The sequence below is a fragment of the Williamsia sp. Y712 genome (genome assembly GCF_059445525.1).
Map to the genome: position 1 here is coordinate 457,925 of NZ_JCAIUN010000001.1, position 22,257 is coordinate 480,181.

The following is a 22,257-nucleotide window of genomic DNA, read 5'->3' on the forward strand; positions in this document are numbered from 1 at the left end:
CCCCTGGGTAACACCGAAGGGTGGATGGCGACCGAACCATGACGAACCTGCCGATCGAGAACCCACAGCTCGCGTTCACCGACGTGACTGCCGATCCCGCATCGGCTACTCGGCTTCGGCAACACCTGGCGAGCTGGCTGCAGGACGAGGTCCCCGAGGCCAACCACCATGCCGACGCCATCACCCTTGCTGTGTACGAAGCCCTGGCCAACGCCGTGGAACACGCATATGCGCATCTGGCCGGACCGGGGACGATGAACTTGCGCGCCACCTATGACCGGTATGACTACCTTCTCAGCGTCACCGTTCAAGACCACGGCCATTGGCAAGAGGCCAAGGCATCGTCCTTCGCGGGGTTACGTGGACGAGGCATCCCGTTGATGCAGGCGCTCTCCGATCACCCGCGCATCAACCCGACCGCGTTCGGCACCACCGTCATCCTGGAATGGAACGTCGGTCGTGATTCTCCGAGACCTCAGCCGCCGTGACCGGCTTCAGACCGCGCGGCACGTTTGGCAGCCTTCTCGGCCTGCTCATCGGCGTCCATCTGATTCGCTTCCGCCAGCGTCGGCGCACCGCCGCCCAGACGCGCCGGAACCCAGAACTCGCCCTGCGGATGCGGGCCGTACGACTCCTGCAGTTCCAGCAACAGCTCGCCCATCACCCTGTGCAACTCCGCGGTGACCGCGGCCGGATCACCGCTTGCGTCGACGGGCTTGCCAACCCCGATCGAGATGGGGATGTTGGTCCGGCCCAGCCGCTTGGGATGGCCCTTGGTCCACACCCGCTGGGCACCCCAGATCACGGTCGGAACGATCGGCACGCCTGCCTCGTGTGCCATCCGGGCCGCACCCGACTTGAGCGCCTTGATCTCGAAACTGCGGCTGATGGTGGCCTCGGGATACACACCAACGAGTTCGCCGGACCGCAAGTAGTCGACCGCGGCCCGATAGCTTTCGGCGCCTGCGCCACGATCAACCGGGATGTGCCGGAGGCTGCGCATGATCGGTCCGCTGATCTTGTTGTCGAAGACCTCTTTTTTGGCCATGAATCGGACCTTGCGTTTGCCCGCCAGAAAAGCGGGCAGCCCGGCGTACGTGAAGTCGAGGTAGCCGGTGTGGTTGATCGCGATCACCGCACCGCCGGTTTTCGGTACATTCTCGACTCCGGTTACCGTGAACGTCAGCCCTTCGGCCGCCCACAACGAACGGGCCAGGGCGATGACTGTGTCGTAGACCGGTTCCATTCCGCGAGCTTAGCGTTGGCTGGCAGGTGGCCATCCCCATGCGGTCGATACTCTGGGGAACGCAGCAAGAGCACCACAATTTTGGAGGCAGTACGTGCAGGTCACGAGCGTTGGACACGCAGGATTCCACATCCAGACGGCAGCGGGGTCCCTCCTGTGTGACCCATGGGTCAACCCCGCATACTTTGCGTCGTGGATCCCATTTCCGGACAACAGTGACTTGGACTGGAAGGCCCTGGGCGACTGCGACTACCTCTACGTCAGTCACCTGCACAAGGACCACTTCGACGAGCAGAATCTGCGGGACAACGTCAACAAAGACGCGACCGTCCTGCTACCCGACTACCCGGTTCCCGACCTGAGGCGGGCGCTGGAAGAACTCGGTTTCCACAAGTTCGTGGAGACCGAGGACTCGGTGAAGACCACGATCACCAATGACAAGGGCAGCCTCGACATCATGATCGTGGCGTTGCGCGCGCCTGCCGACGGCCCAATCGGGGACAGCGGGATCGTCGTTTCCGATGGTCAGACCACCGTGTTCAACATGAACGACGCCCGGCCGGTCGACCTCGACGTCATCACCGAGCAGTTCGGCCACATCGATGTCCACATGCTGCAGTACTCGGGCGCGATCTGGTATCCGATGGTCTATGACATCCCGAAGCGTTCGAAGGCCAACTTCGCGGCGCAAAAGCGCCAGCGCGGCATGGACCGCGCACGGTCGTACATCGAACAGGTCGACGCCACCTGGGTCGTGCCCTCGGCCGGACCGCCGATGTTCCTCGACGAGGAGCTGCGGTACCTCAACGACATCGAGAACGACCCAACCAGCATCTTCCCTGATCAGGAGACGTTCCTCGATCAGATGAAGGAACACGGCACCGACGACGGCGTCAAGCATCGCGGGTTGATGATGGTGTCCGGGTCCACCGCCGAGTTCACCGGTTCACAACTCGACGAGATCAGCCATCCGTATCCGCCGGAACAGGTGTTCGGCAAGAACAAGGCCGGCTACCTCGACAAGATGGCGGTGAAGTTCGCCCCGGTCATCGCCGCACAGAAGGCAACCTGGGCACCGGCCGAAGGTGAGCCACTACTCGACCCCCTCAAGTCGCTCTTCGAGCCGATCATGGCGCAGAGTGATCAGATCTGCGACGGGATCGGTTACCCCGTCGGACTTGTGATGGGCGACGAGACAGTCGTTCTCGACTTCCCGAACCGCACGGTCCGTGAACCGAAGGAGAACGAGGGCAAGTACCGGTACGGCTTCCGGATCGCACCCGAGTTGGTCCGGACCGTTCTGCGGGACAACGAACCCGACTGGGTGAACACGATCTTCCTCTCGACCCGGTTCACCACGTGGCGCATCGGCGGATACAACGAATACCTCTACACCTTCTTCAAGTGTCTGACCGATGAGCGAATTGCCTACGCGGACGGATGGTTTGCCGAGGCACATGATGATTCGTCGTCAATCGTGAAGGACGGCTGGGAGATCCAGCGACGCTGCCCCCACCTGAAGGCCGATCTGAGCAAGTTCGGTGTCATCGAGGGAGAGAAACTCACCTGCAACCTGCACGGCTGGTCGTGGGACCTGCGCAGCGGCCGTTGCCTGACCTCGAAGGGTCACGAACTCCGCAGCAGCAAGGTCGACTAGCCGCCGGATTCCGGTCTGATCGGCGAGCACCGGTCGAATACGCCACCATCGGACCGGATCGCAGCGGGTTTGATCGGTCCGTCATCGGGGTATGGCGATCCGGTGTCCTCATTCTGGCGTGACCGAGTCAATGTCGAGACGCCCTCGGGAGCAGTCACCGACGCCCGCTACGAATACGTCGTGGTCGGGGGTGGGATCACCGGGCTGGCCACCGCGTCACTACTGTCACGGGCCGGTGCACAGGTAGCGGTACTGGAAGCTCGCCATGTGGGTTTCGGTGCCACGGGCAATACCACCGCAAAACTCAGCCTGCTGCAGGGCACGCGGCTCTCGAGCATTGCGGCCAAACACACTGGCGACACCGTCAGACGGTATGTCGAGGCCAACTTCGAGGGTCAGCGATGGTTGCTCGATCTGATGCGCGACAAGGGTGCCGCGTTTCAACTCAGGGACGCATACACCTACGCCCAATCCGACGACGGTATCGAGGCCGTCGAAGCGGAGTTCCGGGTCGCACGACGTGCGGGATTGCCGGTTCAACGTGTGGACCAGCTCGACACGGCATTCCCGGCGCGCTCGGCAGTGGTCTTGCAGGATCAGGCCCAGTTCGACCCGATGGACGTGTTGGCGGTTCTCGTCGCAGAGGCACAAGCGCACGGCACCGACATCTTCGAGAACGTCCGGGTGCGGTCGGTACGAACCGATCGCGGCGACCAGGTGTTGGGCACCGATCAGGGCGATGTACGCGCGGGCACAATCGTATTGGCCACCGGCACACCAATTCTCGATCGTGGTGGGTACTTTGCGCGGCTCCACCCCGAGAGGTCCTACACCGCCGCCTTCGACGTATCCGAAGAACTTCCCAGCGGGATGTTCCTCTCAGCCGACCAGCCGTCGCGGTCGATCCGTACCGTTCCGACCGCAGAGGGCGAGGTGTTGCTCACCGGCGGGGCAGGCCACACCGTCGGCCGGACGCGATCTGAACAATCCCTGGTCGCCGAACTCCTCGAATGGACCACGCAATCATTTCCGACCGCCCGCCTGCGAGCTCGCTGGTCTGCACAGGATTATGTCTCCATCGACGAGTTGCCCTATGTCGGACCGCTCGTCCCCGGGCACGACAACATCGTGGTGGCCACGGGGTACGCCAAATGGGGGATGTCGAACGGCATCGCGGCCGCACTCATGCTGTCCGGGCAATTGCACGGAACCCGAAAATCCTGGGCGGGTGCGTTCAATTCTTCTCGTTACCAACAGATTTCAGGACTACCCACCGCCGCTATGATCAACGGTGCCGTAGGACTGGAGTTGGTCAAGGGTTGGGTTGGCGCCGCGATTGCCGGTTCACCGGAGTCGCACGCATCGGCCGCCGAGGGCACGGGAGAGGTTCGCAGGGACGGCGCACAGCCGGTAGGGGTCTGCACCGTGGGCGGCAGACAACACCGGGTTTCCGCCATCTGTCCGCATCTCTTCGGAATCCTGAAGTGGAATGACGCCGAATCATCCTGGGATTGCCCACTTCACGGGTCGCGCTTCCGCCACGATGGCGAGATCCTCGAAGGACCTGCCACCTCACCGCTGCACCGGCTCAACTGATCAGCGACCGCATGGGGGTCTGGCTATTTCGAGCTATTTCGAGAGTTCGATGGCTACCAGGCGTCCACCGTTGTCAACGGCGCCCTCGTACACGGTGACGGAGTTGGTGAGCGTCTGAAGGACATGCCATCCGAATCCGGTTTGTGACAGGCTTTTCGAGACCGGTACCCACGACTGGACAACGGCGCGGAAGTCGCGGTCAGAAGTGGTGAATCCGATGATGAGTTCGGCTTCCGGGCCTGCACAGCCGATGATCGACGACGCCGCTTCGTCAACTGCCAGTTTGATGTCGGCCACCTCGTCGAGCGAGAAGTCCGCAAGCACGGCCAACGTCTCGGCTATCGCCCGCACCATCGGTACCTGCGTTTCATCGGCTCTGACCCGGATGCTCACCGGAGCCACTGCGATTCCATCGATGTCCACAACGTCACCCACTACGTATTTCCCCCTTTGCCCGGCAGGTTACCCCGCCAGGTTCGATGTACCCGTTCCATCACTGCGACAACCCTTTCCTCGACTCTTTGGTCGTGTACCCATGCAGTTGATTGCCAATCACCGCGCTCATCCCAGCAATGAACTGATGTCGGTCTCGGTTGGCCCGAGGTCCTCACGGAGCTTCTTCAGAGTGCTCGACAGGATTCGCGACACATGCATTTGTGAGATGCCCAACTGTTTGGCGATCTCGGTCTGTGTTTGCGAACCGAAGAACCGGAGCACCAGGATCCGCCGCTCCCGTTCCGTGAGCTTGGCCAAGGCCGGCCGGATCATGACGTAACTTTCGACGTGAGAGTACTCCGGATCCTCTTCACCGATCGTCTCGAGCAGCGGTGCCCCGATCTCGTCGTCCGCGGCGCCGGAATCGGTCGAGAGTGCTTGATACGCCCCTCTGGCGAGCAAACCCTCCGTCACCTCGGCGACATCGAGCCCGAGTTCGACTGCGATCTCACTCGCCGACGGCGATCGCCCCAGCCTGTGCGACAAATCCTCCGAGGCGTCGTTGATCGACTTGTGAAGTTCCTTGAGACGCCGGGGAACTCGGGTCGCCCACGCGGCGTCACGGAAGTGCCTGCGCACCTCGCCCATGATCGTCGGCACGGCGAACGACACGAACTCCGAACCGTGGTCTGGATTGAAGCGATCCACCGCATTCACGAGACCGAGGCGGGCAACCTGCACCAGGTCGTCGTGATTCTCACCGCGACCGCCGAAGCGACGTGCGATGTTCTCGGCCAACGGTAGGCACCGCGTGATCACGTCATCGCGGAGACGGTCGGTCCCAGGAGCATCGGGATCACCCGCTCGCAGCCGCTCGATCATGCCGACAACATCGGAATAGTCGTCTGAGGTGCGGCCCTTGGATTCAGATCGGTCCAATACTGTCCCATCCACGCAATCGTCTTCTCACTCGCCCGACTTACCCGTTGCGAGTACTTCTCAAACCCCCACTCTGTCATCCCTGGTGCCCACATCCACATCGTGATTGCGCCCCGCGTCCGAGGGGTACTTGCAGACCGGGGGCCGGATGACCTGAAGTTCGCCGTAACAAGGAGACGATATGAGAGCAGTGACTTGGCAAGGCAAGCGCGATGTGCGCGTCGAGACCGTGCCCGACCCGAAGATCGAAGATCCGACAGACGCGATCATTTCGCTGACGACGACCAACATCTGTGGATCAGATCTCCATCTCTACGAGATATTCGGACCGTTCATGAGTGCCGGAGACATCCTCGGGCACGAACCGATGGGAAAGGTGGTCGAGGTCGGCTCGGCGGTCAAGAACCTGTCCGTCGGGGATCGGGTTGTCATCCCGTTTCAGATCGCCTGTGGGACTTGCCACATGTGCAACCATCAACTGCCCACACAGTGCGAGACCACACAGGTGACCTCTCAGGGACGGGGTGCGGCCCTGTTCGGCTTTTCCAAACTCTATGGTCAGGTGCCCGGCGCGCAGGCGGAGTACCTCCGGGTCCCCCATGCGGACTTCACGCACATCAAAGTGCCGGAGGGTCCGTCGGATTCGCGATTCGTATATCTCTCCGACGTATTGCCCACCGCGTGGCAATCGGTGGAGTACGCCAACATCCCCGACGGCGGCTCGGTCACCGTCCTCGGACTCGGTCCGATCGGTGACATGGCCGCGCGAGTGGCAGCCCACAAGGGCTATCAGGTCACCGCTGTTGACCTCGTCCCCGAACGGCTCGAACGGGCGCGGGCACGCGGGATCGACACCATCGACCTGTCGCGCCACGACAACATCGCCGAGATCATCCGAGACCGGACCGATGGCCGCGGAACCGATTCGGTCATCGACGCGGTCGGTGCGGAAGCGCACGGCGCGCTGGGGGCCAAGGTGATTCAGACGATGACCGGCATGCTGCCCGACGCCATCGCCCAACCGCTGTTCAAGACTGCCGGCGTGGACCGTCTCAGTGCGGTCTACACCGCCCTCGACGCGGTGCGACGTGGCGGCACGGTCTCACTGATCGGGGTCTACGGAGGCGACATGGATCCGCTCCCCCTCGGAACGATGTTCGACAAGCAGATCACGATGAGGATGGGACAGGCCAACGTCAAGCGGTGGGTCGACGACATCATGCCGCTGCTCACCGACGACGATCCGCTGGGCGTGGATACGTTTGCCACACACGAATTGTCATTGGAGCAGGCACCCCACGCATACGAGATCTTTCAGAAGAAGCAGGACGGAGCCGTCAAGATCCTGCTGCATCCGTAACCGACGCGGAGTCCTCCGGGTGAGAGATGCGCATCGCTGCGCTGATCTCTATGTGGCGCTCCAGGAATGCGCGCTCGTCGAGTTTCTTGCGCCGCAGCCACCCGGTGACCTCGTCGTTGCATTTGCTGGCGTTGCACGAGCCGCAGGCCGGTGCGATGTTGTCGATGGTGTAGCGGCCACCCCTGGAGATCGGTAGGACGCAATCACGTTGCAGCGGTTTGTCGGTCGCACCGCAGTAGGCGCAACCACCCCAGGCATTTTTCAGTTCGGTCCACTGCTCAGGGCTCAGGTCATGCTCGACGGCATCCATCCGCCGCTTTCGCTTTCGCGCGTATCTGGCCTTGCGACTTCGATTGACCGGCACGTGGTCGATCCTATTGTGCTCCGCGGCACCGATACCGCCGGGCGCGCACATTGGGGCTCCGCCGGTCGACCGGATATCCACAAGGAAAGAACCGACGTTGCCGCCTGCAGGTGCGCAGGCGGACCCGAGGAGGCGCAGTGACCACCAGACAACAACGTTCCATCGCTGCCGAACTCAGCAAACGGGCCGGCCCGACCTACGCGGAAGCGGCCGGGATAGAACTGCGTGACACCCCGGCGCCACTCTTCCAACTACTTGTTCTGACAATGTTGTTGAGCGCCCGGATATCGGCCGATATCGCCGTGGCCGCCGCGCGCGAGCTGTTCGGTGCCGGACTACGAAGTCCGAAGGCCGTGATCGAGGCCCACCGAGCCGACATCATCAAGGCGCTCGGCCGTGGGCACTACGTGCGCTACGACGAGAGCACCGCGACAAGGCTGAACGAGTTGTCGCACCGGTTGCGAGATACCTACGCCGGCGATCTACGCAAACTCGCGGAGGCCGCCGACAAAGACGTTGCCCGGACTCGAGAACTGCTGCAGGAGTTCAACGGGCTGGGTCCGGTCGGAGCCGACATCTTCCTCCGCGAGGTCCAGGACGTATGGCCGTGGGCGGCCCCTTACTTCGACAAAAAGGCGCGCAGCGCCGCCGAAGATCTCGGGCTGCCGGACGATCCCGATGAACTGGCCGATCTCGCCCCCGGCTCCACCGCGCAGTTCGCCGCTGCACTTGTCCGGGCCTCACTCGACAAGGAACTGCGAGAATCTTTGTCCACGTGAGCGCAGCGTTGCGTCTCAGGGATTCTTGGCGTCGGTGATCGCAGCCCTGATCGCCTCCGCGCACTCGGCTCCTGCCGGTTCGGGTCCGAGGCCGATGTAGAACGTGCCGGGCTGGCCGTGGTCGCCGGGGAACCCGCCGATGGTGATGCCGGAATCCTCCACCGCGGAGAACGAATCCTCCAGGGCACCGCCGACCCGCGCCGAGGCCTGCGACAGGGGTACCGAAAGTGCTGCGGTACCACGATTCTCACCAGCGGTCACCACCAGGAGATGCGTGGTGTGCAGTACCACCAGGACATCGTGTTCGGAGTCTTCGTCAGTGGCGTTGGCCCTGGTCCCGAACAGCTTTCCGAGAACCGACTGCGACGGCTGATTGACACTGTGGGTGAGCCAGGCAGGCATGTCGTCGGCAAGCACCAACTGCTGGCTTGCAGAATGCTTCGCGAGCTCTTCTGTCATCGCCATCGACAGTTGGTCGAACCGCACCATCTTCGTTGATCGCTCATACATGGACGTACTCATGCCACTGCCTTCTCTCCGCCTCGCTCTGCTTCTGCACTGGCCTCCACCGCCCCGGACCAGGCGACCGCAACAGCCCCGATGACTGCAAAGACGAATCCGAGTACAGCCAACCAGGTCCGGCCCGGGAGGGCATTGTCGCCGAGCCAGATGATACCGACCAGCCCGGGAATCACTGTCTCACCGACCACCAGGGCCGCGGTGGCACCGTTGACCGAACCCAATTGCAGCGCAACGGTATGCAGGTAGAAGCCACCGATACCGGATATCACCAGAGCGTAAGCGGCCGGGTCCGCCAGGATCTCAACGATGTCGAAGTCGGAGATACCGTCCATGACCCGTACCGAAATCGCCACCACGCCGAACATCGTTCCGGCGCAAAGACCGGCGGCGATGGCCGCTTTGGAGCCGAGCCACTGGATCAGGCCGATCGAGCCCGCCATGAGAACCATCGTGATCGCCAACAAGCCCCAATGGAACCACGCGGAGTCGTGGCCGGTGCCCTCGGGTTCAGCCGAGAAGCCCAATGCGAACAACGCCAGGATCACAACGGTGATCGCAATCCAGTCGCGGCGATGCAGGTTGATTCCCAGCACGAAGATGCCGAGGACCGCGGTCACCACCAGGTTGGCGCTGATGATCGTCTGCGAAAGGAACAACGGGACCAACCGGGCCGAGACCGCGCCGCCGATGAAACCGAATACGTCCAAACAGGTTCCGACGATGAAAGCCAACGTCAACGCTGCGGCGATGGTCGACTTCATGGACGGGGCGCCGGATTCGGTCTCGAAGCCCTCCAGTCCGTCGGCCACTGCCTTCTGTTTGGACTGCCGGGCACCGTACGCCTGCATCACAGACGAGACGCCGTAGGCCACGCACGCGAACAGCGCCGCCAGAACTCCGATGATCATGCTCAGCAGTATGGCGGCAAAGAGCCGAATCTGCCTCTACCCGATGCGTGAAACCCGCAGATCGATCCGAATCCACCTCCGCTTCCACGGGTTACGCGTGCTGTGGGCAAGGACTGATCGCCGTAGTGATCTTCAACCCTGCCTCGTGAGCCTCCCGTAGCCGTCGGACGTGTACGTCGGACTGTTCGGCATGGCTGTCGTAAAGGAGGGTCAGGCTCGCCGTGGTGATCCCCGAATAGTCTGCGAGACCGCCGAGTAGGCGTGTGGACAGTGATGCGTGGTAGCCGCGTCGGACGAAGGTGTCCTCGCCCACTCCAGCGACCCCGACAAAGTGCAGATCGGGTACCGCGGTGCGGAACCCGGTCACATCCTCGTTGTCCTCATAGGCCCAACCGGCGGTGAACACTCGCTCGATCCAACCGGCGAGCAGTGCCGGGACCGACCACCAGTAGACCGGGAACACCGCGACGACGGCGTCCACCTGTTCGATGAGTTGCTGCTCGGCGAGCACATCCTGCGGTGGTGGTTTCTGTCGGCGGAACGCGGCGAGGTCGGCGGGACCGAATGTCGGCTGAAAGCCGGTCTGCCACAGGTCGTGGATACGGGGAATGCCACCCGCCTCGGTGACACCTGCCGCCAACGCCTCGGTCAGGCGCCATGTTTCCGACGAGCGGTCCGGGTGCGTGGTCACGATCAGCACTGTCGAAGTCATGCGCCCGACGGTAATGTCTGACATCAATGTCAATGTCAACTCCAACACCAAGTTCACCTGAGCGCGGGGCATTTCGGATCGGCGAACTCTGCGCTCGGACCGGGGCGACCCCACGGATGGTTCGCCACTACGAACGCGCCGGGGTGCTCAAACCGCAGCGCACGGCAAACCGGTACCGGATCTACGACGAGGAAGACGTCCGCATTGTCGAGGACGTCCGCTGTCTGCTCGCGGCAGGGCTCACCCTCGCCGAAGCAGGTCAGATCATCGAGGCCATCTGCGCTGAGCCCAGTCGCGTCGACGACGCCGATCGCGCCGCGGCATTGCTGTTGATGGGCAATCGTCGTGACCAGCTCTCGGCACGGATCGATCAGCTCACCGAGTACCGGGATCGTCTCGACGAGTTGCGCGCCGAAGTCGTCGACGAGAACGAGCCCGTGCTCGGGGCGTGAATCTCTAGCGCGGTGTGAGCACCTCGGTGCCAACAAAAGGCACCAAGGCTTCCGGGACCCGCACGCTGCCGTCGGGTTGCTGATGATTCTCGAGGATCGCCACGATCCAGCGCGTGGTGGCCAGAGTGCCGTTGAGTGTTGCCGCGATCTGCGGCTTGCCGTTCTCACCGCGGTACCGCACCTGCAGCCGTCGGGCCTGGTAGGTGGTGCAGTTCGAGGTCGAGGTCAGCTCGCGATAGGTGTTCTGGGTGGGAACCCAGGCCTCACAGTCGAACTTGCGGGCCGCAGACGAACCGAGGTCACCACCGGCGACGTCGATCACCCGATACGGCACTTCGATGGCGGCCAGCATTTCCTTCTGCCAGCCCAGGATCTTTTCGTGCTCGGCCTCGGCTTCTTCGGGGCGGCAGTAGATGAATCCCTCGACCTTGTCGAACTGATGGACACGGATGATTCCCCGGGTGTCCTTGCCGTAGCTGCCTGCCTCACGGCGGAAGCAGCTCGACCACCCGGCGTACCGCTTGGGGCCGTCGGACAGGTCGAGGATCTCGTTCATGTGATAGCCGGCCATCGGCACCTCAGAGGTTCCGACGAGGTAAAGGTCATCGTCCGGCAGGTGGTAGACCTCGGCCGAATGTTCGCCGAGGAATCCGGTGCCCTCCATGACCTCTGGGCGAACAAGGACCGGTGGGATCATCATCGTGAAACCGTTTGCTGTCGCCTTCTGCGCGGCGAGCTGCAGAAGCCCGAGCTGCAGCATGGCGCCTGCACCGGTGAGGAAGTAGAAGCGCGATCCCGAGACCTTCGCGCCGCGCTCCATGTCGATCAGTCCCAGACTCTCACCGAGTTCGAGGTGATCTTTCGGGTTCTCGATCTGCGGGATCTCGCCGACGGTCTCCAGCAGGACGAAGTCCTGTTCTCCACCGGCAGGCGCCTGCGGGGCGACGATGTTGTTGATCGCGCGGTGCGCGGCGACCATCTTGTCGTTGGCGGCACTTTCGCGGGCGTGGGCGGCCTTGACCCGCTCGGCCAGTTCCTTGCCCTTGGCCAACAGCGCCTGCTTCTCGTCGGCCGGAGCCTTTCCGATCAGCTTTCCGAGGTCTTTCTGCTCGGAACGCAGCTGATCCGCTTCCACGATGGCGGCACGGCGGTCGGTGTCGGCGGCGAGCAGCACGTCGACCAACGCCGGGTCCTGACCGCGCGTGCGCTGGGAAGCCCGGACAACATCAGGATGCTCACGCAGAATCTTCAGGTCGATCACGTGTGAAACCCTACTTGCCGAGCAAACCGAGGTAATCTTCGCGGCCGAACATGTGGGCTGCGTCTCGGGCCGTCGGCGTCCCCGCGTCCGGATCGGCACCCCCATCGATCAGCGCCCGAACCACCTCGTCGTGTGACTTGAACACCGCACCGGCCAGCGGGGTCTGATTCTTGTCGTTGGGGCGATCAACGTCCGCACCTCGCTCCAACAGGCCTTTCACCACTTCCGCGTGGCCGTGATAAGCCGCCAGCATCAGCACGGTGTCGCCGGACTGGTTGGTCAGATTCACCGGCACGCCCGCATCTATGTACTGCAGCATCGCCAGGTCACCGGAACGCGCCATGGCGAACATCCGGCCGGCCAGTTCGGCCACCTCGGCGGGCGGCTCGGTGTTGTCGGGGTTCTTCGGATCGGCCGATTCGCCGTGCACATTCGGGTCCATGAGCCGACGATAGCGCCCGCTGCCGACCCGGGCCGCCCGGTTGTCGCCCCATCCGGCCACGGCGCCCGCCGACAAGGGCATGATGGACACCGATGGCTGACAGGCAAGAAGGTGACGATTCCGCCCCACCCGAGGGAGACTCTTCCGCCTCGGACGAAGGCGGCGATTCGGGCTCGCGTGAGGGCGCCAACTCCTCGGTGAGGAGTCGGCGAGGTCGCATCGGACAGCTGATGCACGAGCACCCCGTCCGGGTCTTGCTCGCGGCGATACTCGTGGGCGCAGTGGTCTGCGCTGCAGTGGTCGGGCTGTTCGGTGGTTTCGATGACGCAGGCAAGGTACAGCGCGATGAGGTCGGGGACACGAAACCGACGCCGGAGTCCACGCCGTTCTCCGAATCGCAGGCCGGGGATTGCCTGTCCTGGCCGCTGGCCGATCTGACCGATCAGTCCCTGGTCGACTGCAACACCGAGCACATGTTCGAGGTGGCCGGTGCCGTTGACACCTCCGTGTACCCGGGTGTGCAGTTCGGTGAGGACGCCCCTTGGCCCGGACCCGACCAGTTCAACACGATCCGCGACGAGTACTGCCCGACGATTGTCAACAACTACCTCGGCGGCAAGCTCGACCCGGCCGGCCGCTTCACCGTCAATCTGATGTATCCCTCGGAAGAGCAGTGGAACAACGGGGAGCGCAGCCTGCGGTGTGGACTGCAGTTGTCCGGCACCACCGGCACACTCGCGCCGTTCACCGGGTTCGTCCGCGACCTGGACCAGGCCCAGCAATGGCCGGTGGGCACCTGCATCGGAATCGATCCCGAGACCCGTAAACCCACCGATCCGGTGGATTGCTCCGAACCCCACGCGTTTCAGGTGACCGGGGTTGTCGACCTCGGCGTCGAGTTCGGAGGTCCCGCATCAGGTCTGCCATGGCCGAACCTCGAGGCGCAGAACGCGTATCTGGCGGCGACCTGCCCGGGTCTGACCGACCAGTTCCTCGGTGGTGCCGACCGACTCGCCCAGACCACACTCAACCTGCAATGGTCGACCCTGGCGGAGACGAGCTGGATGGCCGGGAGCCGAACTTCGGTATGCTACATCGGATTACCTGATGCGGGCGGATTCGCGACCCTCGTCGGCGACGCCAGGGGAGATTTGTTGATCAATGGTCAGGTCCCGGTACCGACGGCCGAAGATTCCGACGGCCGCATCGTCCCGACACCGGTGCCGCTGCCGCCGGGCGTAGAGGTCAATCCAACACTCGAGGTCCCAGCCCCAGCCGGCGGCGGGTGATCGATGCCGGTTGCGATGACCGACAAGGACTTCGAGAACCTTGTCTCCGACGCCCTCGACACCATCCCCGAAGATCTTGCCGCCGCGATGAACAACGTGGTGATCCTCGTCGAGCCCTTCAACGACGAAGAACCTGATCTGCTCGGGCTGTACTTCGGCATTGCGCTGACCGAACGGGACAGCCACTACGGCGGCACCCTGCCGGACACCATCACGATCTACCGCGATCCGATACTCGCCATGTGCGAGGACGAAGAGCAGGTCATCTCCGAGGTCGCGATCACGGTCGTACACGAAATCGCGCATCATTTCGGGATCTCCGACGATTGGCTCCACGCCAACGGCTGGGGCTGAACACCTCCGGAGCGACGAAATCCGCGGACGCGGCTGGTTCAGCCCATCGGGTCGCGGGCGAGCTCGGCCGGATCGGTCGTGTGGAACGGCGGCAGCTCCAGGCCCCACCGCGTGCACGTCCAGCCGTCGGCGGTGCGCTCCAATTCGATTGAGCCGGTGTTCTTCAGGTGATGTTTGAGCGCGAACTCAGCAGGCATGTTCACCAGGCGGGCCGCGATGAGCCGGATCGCCGCACCATGGCTGACCAGGTGGACATCCGGCGCATCAGGATCGACGAGGTACTCCTCGACGATGTCGTCGATGACCGGCAGGTACCGCGCGTACACGTCGTCGAGTGACTCACCCCCGGGGATGCGGACCCCGGTCTGGCCCTCGAACCAACTGCGTACGGTTTTCGCGAAAACCTGATGCGATTCCTCGGAGGTCTGGTCCTCGAGGTCGCCGACCTGTACCTCGAAGAGCCCGTCGCGCACCTGATTCTGCACCGACCACACCGAGCCGATCAGTTCAGCCGTCTGTTGCGCGCGCGAGGCCGCCGACGAAATGAGTACGGGGCTATCGGGTTTCGGACGTTCGAGCGCGTAACGCACGGCTTGTCGCGCGCCGAAATCAGTCAGATTGGCCCCTGGCAACGCCGTATCCAAGCGCTGCAACACATTCGACGTGGTCTCGCCGTGGCGGACCAGATACAACCGGCTCATGGCTCCAGACCCAACCGAATCGATTCGAGCCAACGATCACTCGCCGCATGACGGGGCGGCGGCGTTCCGTTGGGCCGGGCCGACGGCCACGAGCCCAGGAAATGCAACGCGGGAACCCGGCGGTACAACGCACCCAACGCCTCGGCGATCGGCGAATCATCGAGGTGCCCGACGACATCGAGGTTGAAATAGAACCCTCCGGTGTGCCGGGGCCGCGATTCGATGCGGGTGAGATCGATACCCCGGCTGGCGAACTCGTACATCGCCGACATCAGCGAACCCGGGACATTCGGCAGGTCCAGCGTCACAGAGGTGCGGTCCTGCCCGGTACGCGCCGGCACCGGCCCAGGCTTGCCGACCAGGACGAACCGGGTGTTGGCATCGTCGGAGTCGACGATGCCGGTGGCGATGTCGTGAAGTTGATGAAGGCGGGCCGCCACCGGGGTGGTCACGGCGGCATCGACGACCCCGTCGGCCGCATCCTTGGCCGCCGCCGCGTTCGACGCACTCGTCACCACCTGGGCATCGGGGAAACGCGTGGCCAGCGTTTCACGAACCTGCGCCGCCGCCACCGGATACGCCCCGATCGTCTTGATGTCCCCGGGCGCCACCTCGTCGCGAGCGGCCAGGGTGAATGCGATATCGAGCACCGTCTCGGCAAAGATCTGCAGCCGGCTGCCCTTGATCAGGGCATCCAGCGTTGCAGGCACCGAGCCCTCGATCGAACTCTCGATGGGCACGCACCCGTATCGGGCCTGGCCCTTGCGAACCAGACTCAACGTGGCACCGGGGCTGTTGGCGCTGATCCGTTCCAGTTCACCGTCGGCGGTGAGCCACGGGTTCTCGATCAACAGACGGTCGAGGGCCATCTCGGTGAACGTTCCGGATGGGCCGAAGTAGGCGATCGCAGGCACGTTCCGAGGTTACGGCAGCGGGTAATGCAAATTGAGGCTTGCCTTCGATCGGGTCGCGTGGTTAGGGTAGCTTTACCTACACAGCGTGAACCGAATCACCGAGGACCGTAGATGACAAAAACAGCGATCGACCGCCCCACCGATGCCGAGTTCATCCGCACCGCATGTATGCACGTGACGGACGCGATGCTCGCGATCGAGGGCAGCGAGCCCGCACCGGTCACGATGGTGCATCTGTACGACTCGCAGGCGTTCGTCATGGTCCCCTCCGACAGCGCCGCCTGCGCATTGGCATGGCAGGCAGGCAGCGCCGGACTCCCCGCAATGGTGGAGGTCACCGATATGGCCCCCATCGCGCTGCGCGAACAGGTCCGTTCCCTCATCTGGCTCAACGGCACCCTGCATTCGGTTCCCTCCGATCTCGAACGCGACCTCGCCTGCGAGATCGCCACCGACCACCCGTCGCCCGGCCTGCTCGACATCGGCCACGGATTCTCACTGCTCCGCCTGGGCCTGTCCTCCGCGGTCCTGGCCAACAGCTCCGGCGCCGCCTCGGTGGCGTCCACCGACCTCGCCCACGCCGATCCCGACCCCTTCTGGGAGTTCGAAGCCGACTGGATCGCGCACATGGACACCGATCACGCAGACATGATCACCGCGCTGAGCAATCGGCTCCCTGTCGAATTGCGCGACGGCCGGGTCCGCCCACTCGGTATCGACCGCTTCGGCATCCGCTTCCGCGTCGAGGGTTCCGAAAGCGACTCCGACGTTCGACTGTCATTCCCTCGACCGGTCAGCGACCTCCCCGAGCTGTCCCGGGCGATCCGAACCCTGGCCGGATGCCCGTTCCTGAACAGCCTGCCCGGCCAAGGCTGACGCCACACCGCGCCACCCGTCAGTAACCTCAACCGGGTGAACCTGCGCCCGTGGCTACAACCGGCACGTCCGGCGCAGCCGGAAGTCGTCACCGACCCGACCGCGCGACGCGCCATCGGGATCGAGATCACCATCGTCCTGGTCCTGACGTTCGGGCTGTCGGCGGTCTCATCGGCGCTTTCTCTGGTCGAAAAGGCGATGTCGGAGCCCGGTATCAGCGGCAGCTCCGTGGCACTGAACGTCAGCTCGTCCGAACTCGATGCGATCGACTTCTTCCGGCAACTGCTCTCTGCGACCAAACTCTTCGGTATCGCGGCGCTCGCCGTCTACCTGATCTGGCGGGCCGGAGTTCCGTTGGCGCGCATCGGGTTACCCGCACTACGCGCCAAGTTCGACATCCCGCTCGGCATGGGCCTGGCCGCGATCATCGGCATCCCCGGCCTGGGCCTGTACGTCATCGCCCGCGCCATGGACCTCAATGTCCAGGTGGTGCCGTCAGATCTCAACGAGACCTTCTGGCGCCTGCCGATGCTGGTGTTCTCGGCCATCGCGAACTCCGCGGCCGAAGAGCTGCTCGTTGTGGCCTATCTCATCACCCGGCTGCGCCAACTGGGTTGGACCGAAAATCGCAGCCTGCTGTTCTCGGCGGTGCTGCGCGGCGGGTATCACCTGTACCAGGGTCTCGGCGCCGGGTTCGGAAACGTGCTGATGGGCCTGGTCTACGGCCGGGTGTTCCAACGCACCGGCCGGGTGTGGCCACTGATCATCGGGCACGCGTTGATCGACACCGTCGCCTTTGTCGGCTATGCGGTCCTGAGAGATCATCTCAGCTGGCTTGACTAGAGTCTGTGCAATGACTGACCAGGACGAGCCCTTCATCCGCCGCCCCGGCGGTGCGCGGCGTCCCGATCAGGGTTCTTTTCCCCCGCCCGCATCACCGCCTGCGAATGGACGCACCCGGCGCATGATGCCGGGCCCGACCGGACCACCTCCGCAGCGCGGGCCGGCACAGCCCGCCGGGCAACGTCCACCGCAGCAGGGACCGCCGCATCAGGGATCACCCCAGCAGGGTCCCGCCAGGCCGCAGCATGCTCCGCCACCGGCCACCCGGGTCGGTCCACCGCAGCCGGCCGACCCCGGTTACCAACCACCTCGGGCCTGGTCGCAGGCAGAGAGTCCGGAAACCCGCACGGCTCGGCCGGCGCAGCGTCCGCCGCCGCCGATCGTGGCCTACAACCGCCAGCCCCCCAAGCCGCCGCAGGGACCACCTCGCCGGGTCACGCCGGGGCCGACGCGTCCACCGGAGCGCACACGTCGCCGCCGCATCCCGATCCTTCGCACCCTGTTGATCCTGCTGCTCGTCATGGTGCTCGGCACGGTCGGATTGCTCGTCTACTTCGATACCAAGCTCCACCGGGTCGACGCGTTGTCGAACTACGCGGGCCGCGTGGCGAGCAGTGCGGGAAGCACCTGGCTGCTGGTCGGATCCGACTCGCGCGAAGGCTTGAGCGAAGCCGAGCGCGCCGCCCTGTCCACCGGCGACAGTGAGGGTTCGCGGACCGACACGGTCATGCTGGTGCACTACGGCTCCGGCGGAAAACCGATGATCATCTCGATCCCCCGCGACCTCTACGTCGACATCCCGGACAACGGCGCACACAAGATCAACGCCGCCTTCGCGATCGGTGGCCCACAACTGTTGGTGCAGACCATCGAAACCAACACCGGGCTCCGCATCGACCACTACGCGGAGATCGGATTCGGTGGCTTCGACAAGATCGTCGACGCCGTCGGGGGCATCGAGATGTGCCTGGACGCACCGATCAACGACCCGCTGGCCGGGATCAACCTGCAGGCCGGCTGCCAAACACTCAATGGGCGTGAGGCACTGGGCTTCGTCCGCACCCGCGCGTTTGCCAATGCCGATCTCACCCGCGTGGTGAATCAGCGGAAGTTCATGGCCGCGTTGATGCAGAAGGCGACCAGCGCCTCGACGGTCCTCAACCCGTTCCGCTTCTGGCCGCTGGTCAACGGTGTCGTGGACTCCCTGACCGTCGACAAGAGTGATCACCTCTGGCACCTGGCCCGGCTGGCCTGGGCGCTGCGCAGCGACCCGGTCACCGTCACCACCCCGAACGCCGGGCCGGTCTTCACCGACGACGGCGATTCATTGGAGTGGGGCGACAACACAACTCAGTTCTTCAAGACCATCGCCGACGGTAAAGAGGTTCCGCCGGAACTACTTCAGACCGGTTGAGCCCTATCCGCCGCTGATTTCAGAATGGGGCCCATCGGGGCCGAGGCAGCGCGAGTGACAAACACAACCCAATTTAGTCAATCAGATTGATCAATTTGGTTGTATATTTGGTCAAATGCCGTCCACGCAGTCCACCGCCCAGCAACTCCGCGAAGCGCTCCATCCCCTCTGGCGCCGCCTCACCGCCGATCGAACGATCTCGGTGGGCAAGATCGGCATTCTCGCCGACCTCTCGAAACACGGCCCGATGTCGGCCTCCACGCTCGCCACGTCCCAAAAGGTCAGTCCCCAGGCGATCACCACCGCGGTGCGGGAACTCGAAGCCCTCGAGTTGATCGTTCGCACGCCCGATGAGAACGACCGCCGCCGGATCTGGATCGACATCACCGAAGCCGGCCGCACCCGGCTCGCCAAAGAACGGGCGATCGGCGCGGATTGGTTGAACGAGGCCATCGCCGCCCGACTCGACGACGACGAACAGAAGGCACTCGAGGCACTCATCCCGATACTCCACAAACTGGTGACCGATGACAATCTCGACTGAAACCCGGGTGCATCCAAGGCTCTCGTCGGCCTTGGTGTTTGCCGCTCTCACCACCGCAGTCGTGAGCTCGCTCGGCATGTTGCTCGTCCCGACCATCTCGCACGAACTGGACGTCGAGGTGAGCACTGCACAGTGGATGCTCACGATCAATCTCCTGGTCGGCGCGATCTCGACACCGATCATGGGCCGCCTGAGCGATGGCCCGCACAAGAAGCGGCTTCTCATCGGGTCGCTCGTCTGCATTCTCGTCGGCTCGATCCTGGCGGCCGCCGCACCGAACTTCATCGTGTTCCTGCTCGGCAGAGCGCTACAGGGGTTGAGCTACGGAATCGTGCCGGTGACGATCGCATTGGCCCGGCGGTACCTCGAAGAAGACAAGGTCCGGGCCGGAATATCGAGCCTATCCGTCACCGTCGCAACAGGTTTGGGTGTGGGCTATCCGCTGACGGGCATCCTTGCCTCGTTGCTGGGCTTCCGTTTCGCCTTCTGGTTCGCCGCACTGTTCCTGGTGGTCGCGATAGCCGTGGTCTGGCGGATCGTGCCCGATGGTCCCGACGAACGCGCGCCGCGCGCACCGTTTGATTTCACCGGCGCCGTACTCATCGGTGCCGGCCTGTCATGCCTGCTGCTCGCCATCAGTGAGGGCTCGGGCTGGGGCTGGATCGCTCCACCGACGCTGGGCTTCTTCGGCTCGGCGGCCGCCATTCTGACTTTGTGGTGCTTCGTCGAACTCCGTGTGCCACATCCGCTGATCAACCTTCGTGTCCTGAGGACCCCGGATGTGTTGGTGGCCAACAGTACGGCGATAGGACTCGGCGCCGCGATGTACATCAGCCTGTCGATCATCAGCCTCATCGCCCAGGCTCCGGAAACGACCGGATACGGGATCGCGCTGCCGCTGTTCTGGGCCGGATTCGTGATGCTTCCCCTATCTGTTGGCAGTTTCGGCGCAAACCGGGTGGTCCGACTGATATCCCACCGGATCCGCGTTCGCACGCTGCTACTCGTCGGCGCCGGCATCTTCACCATCTCGAGCGTGCACCTGTGGCTCGATCACAACTCCCTGTGGGAGATCCTGATCGGCATGCTCGGATTCGGTATCGGCATGGGTACCGCCTACGCGGCGATGCCCGCACTGATCACAAGAAGTGTTGCCGACACCGCGCTCGGCAGTGCCGTGAGCTTCAATCAGGTTCTGCGAACCGTCGGCGGAGCCTTCGGCAGCGCTCTGTCAGGGGCTGTCCTCGCCGCGCATATGAACACCGACCTCCACCCGACCGAACACGGCATCGAATTGGCACTCGGAATCGGATCCATCGGCTGCGCCGTGGTGTTTGCCGCGCTGGTCATCAACCATGTGCTGTCGAAAACACAAAGGTCAACAGGCCCCTGACCCCACGGCGTCACCGGCCAGCATCCTCGACGCGAAATCGTGTGCATCGTCAAACGAGGCCGCGATGGCGCCCCGATGGTCGGCACCCTCGTACACCTTGAACTCGACGTCCGATCCCTTCGCGCAGAAATCCTTGACCGCCGCGGTCGTACTCGCCTGTGGGACAAGGACATCTGCCGTCCCCTGAGCGAACAGCGTCGGCACCTGCGGGGTCACCGTCGCCAGTTCCTGCTCGTTCAGATTCGCTGCCAGCGGCGTCAGGTCGGCACCCTCGCGGAAGATCTGGTCGACGGGTATCGGTGGCACCGCCCGCACCGCTGCCAGACATCCCGTCCGGGCCGCCTCCAGCAGCGGCCGGGCCTGCTCGGTGAGCAGCTCTTCGGGAACGATCGTCGGATCAACGGCCTGTAAGCCGAGAAGAATGATCGGGACAAACGGCACTCCCGGGGCCATCAAAGGGTCTCCGGTGGCGACCATCTCCGGGATCTTGCCGGTCCCGTTTCCGGGAGCGATCGACACCGCCCCCTTCAAGTTCAGCTCCGGTGCCCGGTCCGGGCCGATCTCGGAGGTGAAGACCACCGCCTGGCCACCCTGACTGTGCCCCACCGCGAACCAATCCTTGCCGACGTTGTCGTCCACTTGCCGTGCGGCACGGACGATGTCGGTCACCGCGTTGGCTTCGCTGGTGCCGTTCATATACGGATGACCACCCGGGGTGCCGATACCCTCGTAATCCGTCTGGACCACGACGTACCCGCTGCTGACCCACTGGTCGAGTGTCTTGCTCACCACATCGACGGTGTCATGCACCGGACCGTTCGGGGTATCCGCGGACGGGGCACAGGCATCGGCCACGCCGGTCGTTCCATGGGCCCAGCTCACCACCGGCCAGCCCCCTTCCGGAGCGGGCGTAGTGGGGATGGCGACCACCCCCGACACCAGAATCGGTTCACCGGAGACATTTTGGGACATGTAGGTGATGCGTTGATTCCGCGCGGCACTGGGAAGGGCAGCCGACTCGGTGAGGTCATGCGACGTCACCAGCGTTCCCGGCGACAAGTCCGCCCCCGACGTGTTGTCATCGTCGGAGCCACCGCTGGAGCACGCAGCGATCGACATGACCGTGCACAGCGCGAGAATGCTCCGCGTCGCACCGGTCGAGCGCTTCTTCCGGACATTGTTCATCGACAATCCCTCCCCGTTCGCCGGGAGCACAGCAGTGGGTCCCGATCAAATGCTTCGCTTCACCGATCTAC

At 64.0% G+C, this 22,257-nt stretch carries 25 protein-coding genes; 13 read left to right on the forward strand and 12 right to left on the reverse strand.

The features are described from left to right. Positions 1-38: 38 nt before the first annotated feature. Positions 39-488: an ATP-binding protein gene (locus AC1D75_RS02255; RefSeq protein ID WP_495513694.1), complete on the forward strand. Its 450-nt coding sequence runs from the start codon at positions 39-41 to the stop codon at positions 486-488. On the opposite strand, the gene AC1D75_RS02260 is transcribed toward AC1D75_RS02255, so the two are convergent. Continuing rightward, positions 476-1,246, reverse strand: coding sequence for a lysophospholipid acyltransferase family protein (locus AC1D75_RS02260; RefSeq protein WP_495513695.1), 771 nt, complete (start codon positions 1,244-1,246; stop codon positions 476-478). The genes AC1D75_RS02255 and AC1D75_RS02260 overlap by 13 nt on opposite strands. A 94-nt stretch (positions 1,247-1,340) precedes the next feature. Here AC1D75_RS02260 and AC1D75_RS02265 point away from each other — a divergent pair, with 94 nt between their 5' ends. Together AC1D75_RS02265 and AC1D75_RS02270 are read left to right on the forward strand one after the other, a co-directional pair. Further along, complete coding sequence (locus AC1D75_RS02265) at positions 1,341-2,903, forward strand: Rieske 2Fe-2S domain-containing protein (protein ID WP_495513696.1); 1,563 nt, start codon at positions 1,341-1,343, stop codon at positions 2,901-2,903. Between the two features lie 102 nt (positions 2,904-3,005). Beyond that, entirely contained in the window at positions 3,006-4,499 is a 1,494-nt protein-coding gene (locus AC1D75_RS02270) for an FAD-dependent oxidoreductase (RefSeq protein WP_495513697.1), read from the forward strand. Between the two features lie 33 nt (positions 4,500-4,532). Here the strand turns inward: AC1D75_RS02270 and AC1D75_RS02275 are convergent, their stop codons facing one another. Beyond that, positions 4,533-4,934, reverse strand: a complete 402-nt coding sequence (locus tag AC1D75_RS02275) for an ATP-binding protein (protein WP_495513698.1) — start codon at positions 4,932-4,934, stop codon at positions 4,533-4,535. Between the two features lie 126 nt (positions 4,935-5,060). Continuing rightward, positions 5,061-5,816, reverse strand: a complete 756-nt coding sequence (locus AC1D75_RS02280; protein ID WP_495515955.1) for a SigB/SigF/SigG family RNA polymerase sigma factor — start codon at positions 5,814-5,816, stop codon at positions 5,061-5,063. 238 nt (positions 5,817-6,054) lie between these two features. Between AC1D75_RS02280 and AC1D75_RS02285 the strand changes: the two genes are divergently transcribed. Further along, entirely contained in the window at positions 6,055-7,233 is a 1,179-nt protein-coding gene (locus tag AC1D75_RS02285; RefSeq protein ID WP_495513699.1) for a zinc-dependent alcohol dehydrogenase, read from the forward strand. Here the strand turns inward: AC1D75_RS02285 and AC1D75_RS02290 are convergent. After that, on the reverse strand, positions 7,211-7,543 hold the full coding sequence (locus AC1D75_RS02290; RefSeq protein ID WP_495515956.1) for an HNH endonuclease: 333 nt from the start codon (positions 7,541-7,543) through the stop codon (positions 7,211-7,213). The genes AC1D75_RS02285 and AC1D75_RS02290 overlap by 23 nt on opposite strands. 191 nt (positions 7,544-7,734) lie before the next feature. Here AC1D75_RS02290 and AC1D75_RS02295 point away from each other — a divergent pair, with 191 nt between their 5' ends. Further along, complete coding sequence (locus AC1D75_RS02295) at positions 7,735-8,376, forward strand: endonuclease (RefSeq protein ID WP_495513700.1); 642 nt, start codon at positions 7,735-7,737, stop codon at positions 8,374-8,376. A gap of 15 nt (positions 8,377-8,391) precedes the next feature. Here AC1D75_RS02295 and AC1D75_RS02300 read toward each other — a convergent pair whose 3' ends face one another. The 3 genes from AC1D75_RS02300 to AC1D75_RS02310 all read right to left on the reverse strand — a co-directional run bounded on the left by AC1D75_RS02300 (position 8,392) and on the right by AC1D75_RS02310 (position 10,518). Continuing rightward, positions 8,392-8,898: a hypothetical protein gene (locus tag AC1D75_RS02300; protein ID WP_495513701.1), complete on the reverse strand. Its 507-nt coding sequence runs from the start codon at positions 8,896-8,898 to the stop codon at positions 8,392-8,394. Continuing rightward, on the reverse strand, positions 8,895-9,806 hold the full coding sequence (locus AC1D75_RS02305) for a hypothetical protein (protein ID WP_495513702.1): 912 nt from the start codon (positions 9,804-9,806) through the stop codon (positions 8,895-8,897). Before AC1D75_RS02305 ends, AC1D75_RS02300 begins: the two co-directional genes overlap by 4 nt. Before the next feature lie 91 nt (positions 9,807-9,897). After that, positions 9,898-10,518 carry an NAD(P)H-dependent oxidoreductase gene (locus tag AC1D75_RS02310; RefSeq protein WP_495513703.1) on the reverse strand — a complete coding sequence of 207 codons (621 nt, stop codon included), beginning with the start codon at positions 10,516-10,518 and terminating at the stop codon, positions 9,898-9,900. 32 nt (positions 10,519-10,550) lie between these two features. Here AC1D75_RS02310 and AC1D75_RS02315 point away from each other — a divergent pair, with 32 nt between their 5' ends. Then, entirely contained in the window at positions 10,551-10,970 is a 420-nt protein-coding gene (locus tag AC1D75_RS02315) for a MerR family transcriptional regulator (RefSeq protein WP_495513704.1), read from the forward strand. Positions 10,971-10,974: 4 nt separating this feature from the next. Here AC1D75_RS02315 and serS read toward each other — a convergent pair whose 3' ends face one another. Together serS and AC1D75_RS02325 are read right to left on the reverse strand one after the other, a co-directional pair. Next, positions 10,975-12,231, reverse strand: a complete 1,257-nt coding sequence (serS, locus tag AC1D75_RS02320; protein ID WP_495513705.1) for a serine--tRNA ligase — start codon at positions 12,229-12,231, stop codon at positions 10,975-10,977. A gap of 10 nt (positions 12,232-12,241) precedes the next feature. Further along, the gene (locus tag AC1D75_RS02325) at positions 12,242-12,583 is read right to left on the reverse strand and encodes an ankyrin repeat domain-containing protein (protein WP_495515957.1); all 342 of its coding nucleotides are present in this window, start codon (positions 12,581-12,583) and stop codon (positions 12,242-12,244) included. Between the two features lie 182 nt (positions 12,584-12,765). On the opposite strand from AC1D75_RS02325, the gene AC1D75_RS02330 reads away from it, so the two are divergent. Continuing rightward, the gene (locus AC1D75_RS02330; protein WP_495513706.1) at positions 12,766-13,962 is read left to right on the forward strand and encodes a septum formation family protein; all 1,197 of its coding nucleotides are present in this window, start codon (positions 12,766-12,768) and stop codon (positions 13,960-13,962) included. A gap of 3 nt (positions 13,963-13,965) precedes the next feature. Next, positions 13,966-14,316: a metallopeptidase family protein gene (locus tag AC1D75_RS02335; protein WP_495513707.1), complete on the forward strand. Its 351-nt coding sequence runs from the start codon at positions 13,966-13,968 to the stop codon at positions 14,314-14,316. A 38-nt stretch (positions 14,317-14,354) separates the two neighbouring features. Here AC1D75_RS02335 and AC1D75_RS02340 read toward each other — a convergent pair whose 3' ends face one another. Beyond that, entirely contained in the window at positions 14,355-15,017 is a 663-nt protein-coding gene (locus tag AC1D75_RS02340; protein ID WP_495513708.1) for a histidine phosphatase family protein, read from the reverse strand. Continuing rightward, a complete protein-coding gene (pheA, locus tag AC1D75_RS02345) occupies positions 15,014-15,931 on the reverse strand; it encodes a prephenate dehydratase (protein WP_495513709.1) in 918 nt (305 codons plus the stop codon). The genes AC1D75_RS02340 and pheA overlap by 4 nt, the downstream gene beginning before the upstream one ends. Before the next feature lie 111 nt (positions 15,932-16,042). On the opposite strand from pheA, the gene AC1D75_RS02350 reads away from it, so the two are divergent. The 5 genes from AC1D75_RS02350 (at position 16,043) to AC1D75_RS02370 (ending at position 21,001) form a co-directional block, all read left to right on the forward strand. Further along, the gene (locus AC1D75_RS02350; protein ID WP_495513710.1) at positions 16,043-16,807 is read left to right on the forward strand and encodes a DUF2470 domain-containing protein; all 765 of its coding nucleotides are present in this window, start codon (positions 16,043-16,045) and stop codon (positions 16,805-16,807) included. Between the two features lie 36 nt (positions 16,808-16,843). Next, positions 16,844-17,650 carry a CPBP family intramembrane glutamic endopeptidase gene (locus AC1D75_RS02355; protein WP_495513711.1) on the forward strand — a complete coding sequence of 269 codons (807 nt, stop codon included), beginning with the start codon at positions 16,844-16,846 and terminating at the stop codon, positions 17,648-17,650. Positions 17,651-17,660: 10 nt separating this feature from the next. Then, positions 17,661-19,064, forward strand: a complete 1,404-nt coding sequence (locus tag AC1D75_RS02360) for an LCP family protein (RefSeq protein WP_495513712.1) — start codon at positions 17,661-17,663, stop codon at positions 19,062-19,064. 115 nt (positions 19,065-19,179) lie between these two features. Next, entirely contained in the window at positions 19,180-19,608 is a 429-nt protein-coding gene (locus AC1D75_RS02365; RefSeq protein ID WP_495513713.1) for a MarR family winged helix-turn-helix transcriptional regulator, read from the forward strand. Beyond that, positions 19,592-21,001 carry an MFS transporter gene (locus AC1D75_RS02370; RefSeq protein ID WP_495513714.1) on the forward strand — a complete coding sequence of 470 codons (1,410 nt, stop codon included), beginning with the start codon at positions 19,592-19,594 and terminating at the stop codon, positions 20,999-21,001. The genes AC1D75_RS02365 and AC1D75_RS02370 overlap by 17 nt, the downstream gene beginning before the upstream one ends. Here the strand turns inward: AC1D75_RS02370 and AC1D75_RS02375 are convergent. Continuing rightward, positions 20,987-22,186 (reverse strand): lipase family protein, encoded by a 1,200-nt coding sequence (locus tag AC1D75_RS02375; RefSeq protein ID WP_495513715.1) that lies wholly within the window; start codon positions 22,184-22,186, stop codon positions 20,987-20,989. The two genes, AC1D75_RS02370 and AC1D75_RS02375, sit on opposite strands and share 15 nt — an antisense overlap. Positions 22,187-22,257: the final 71 nt, after the last annotated feature.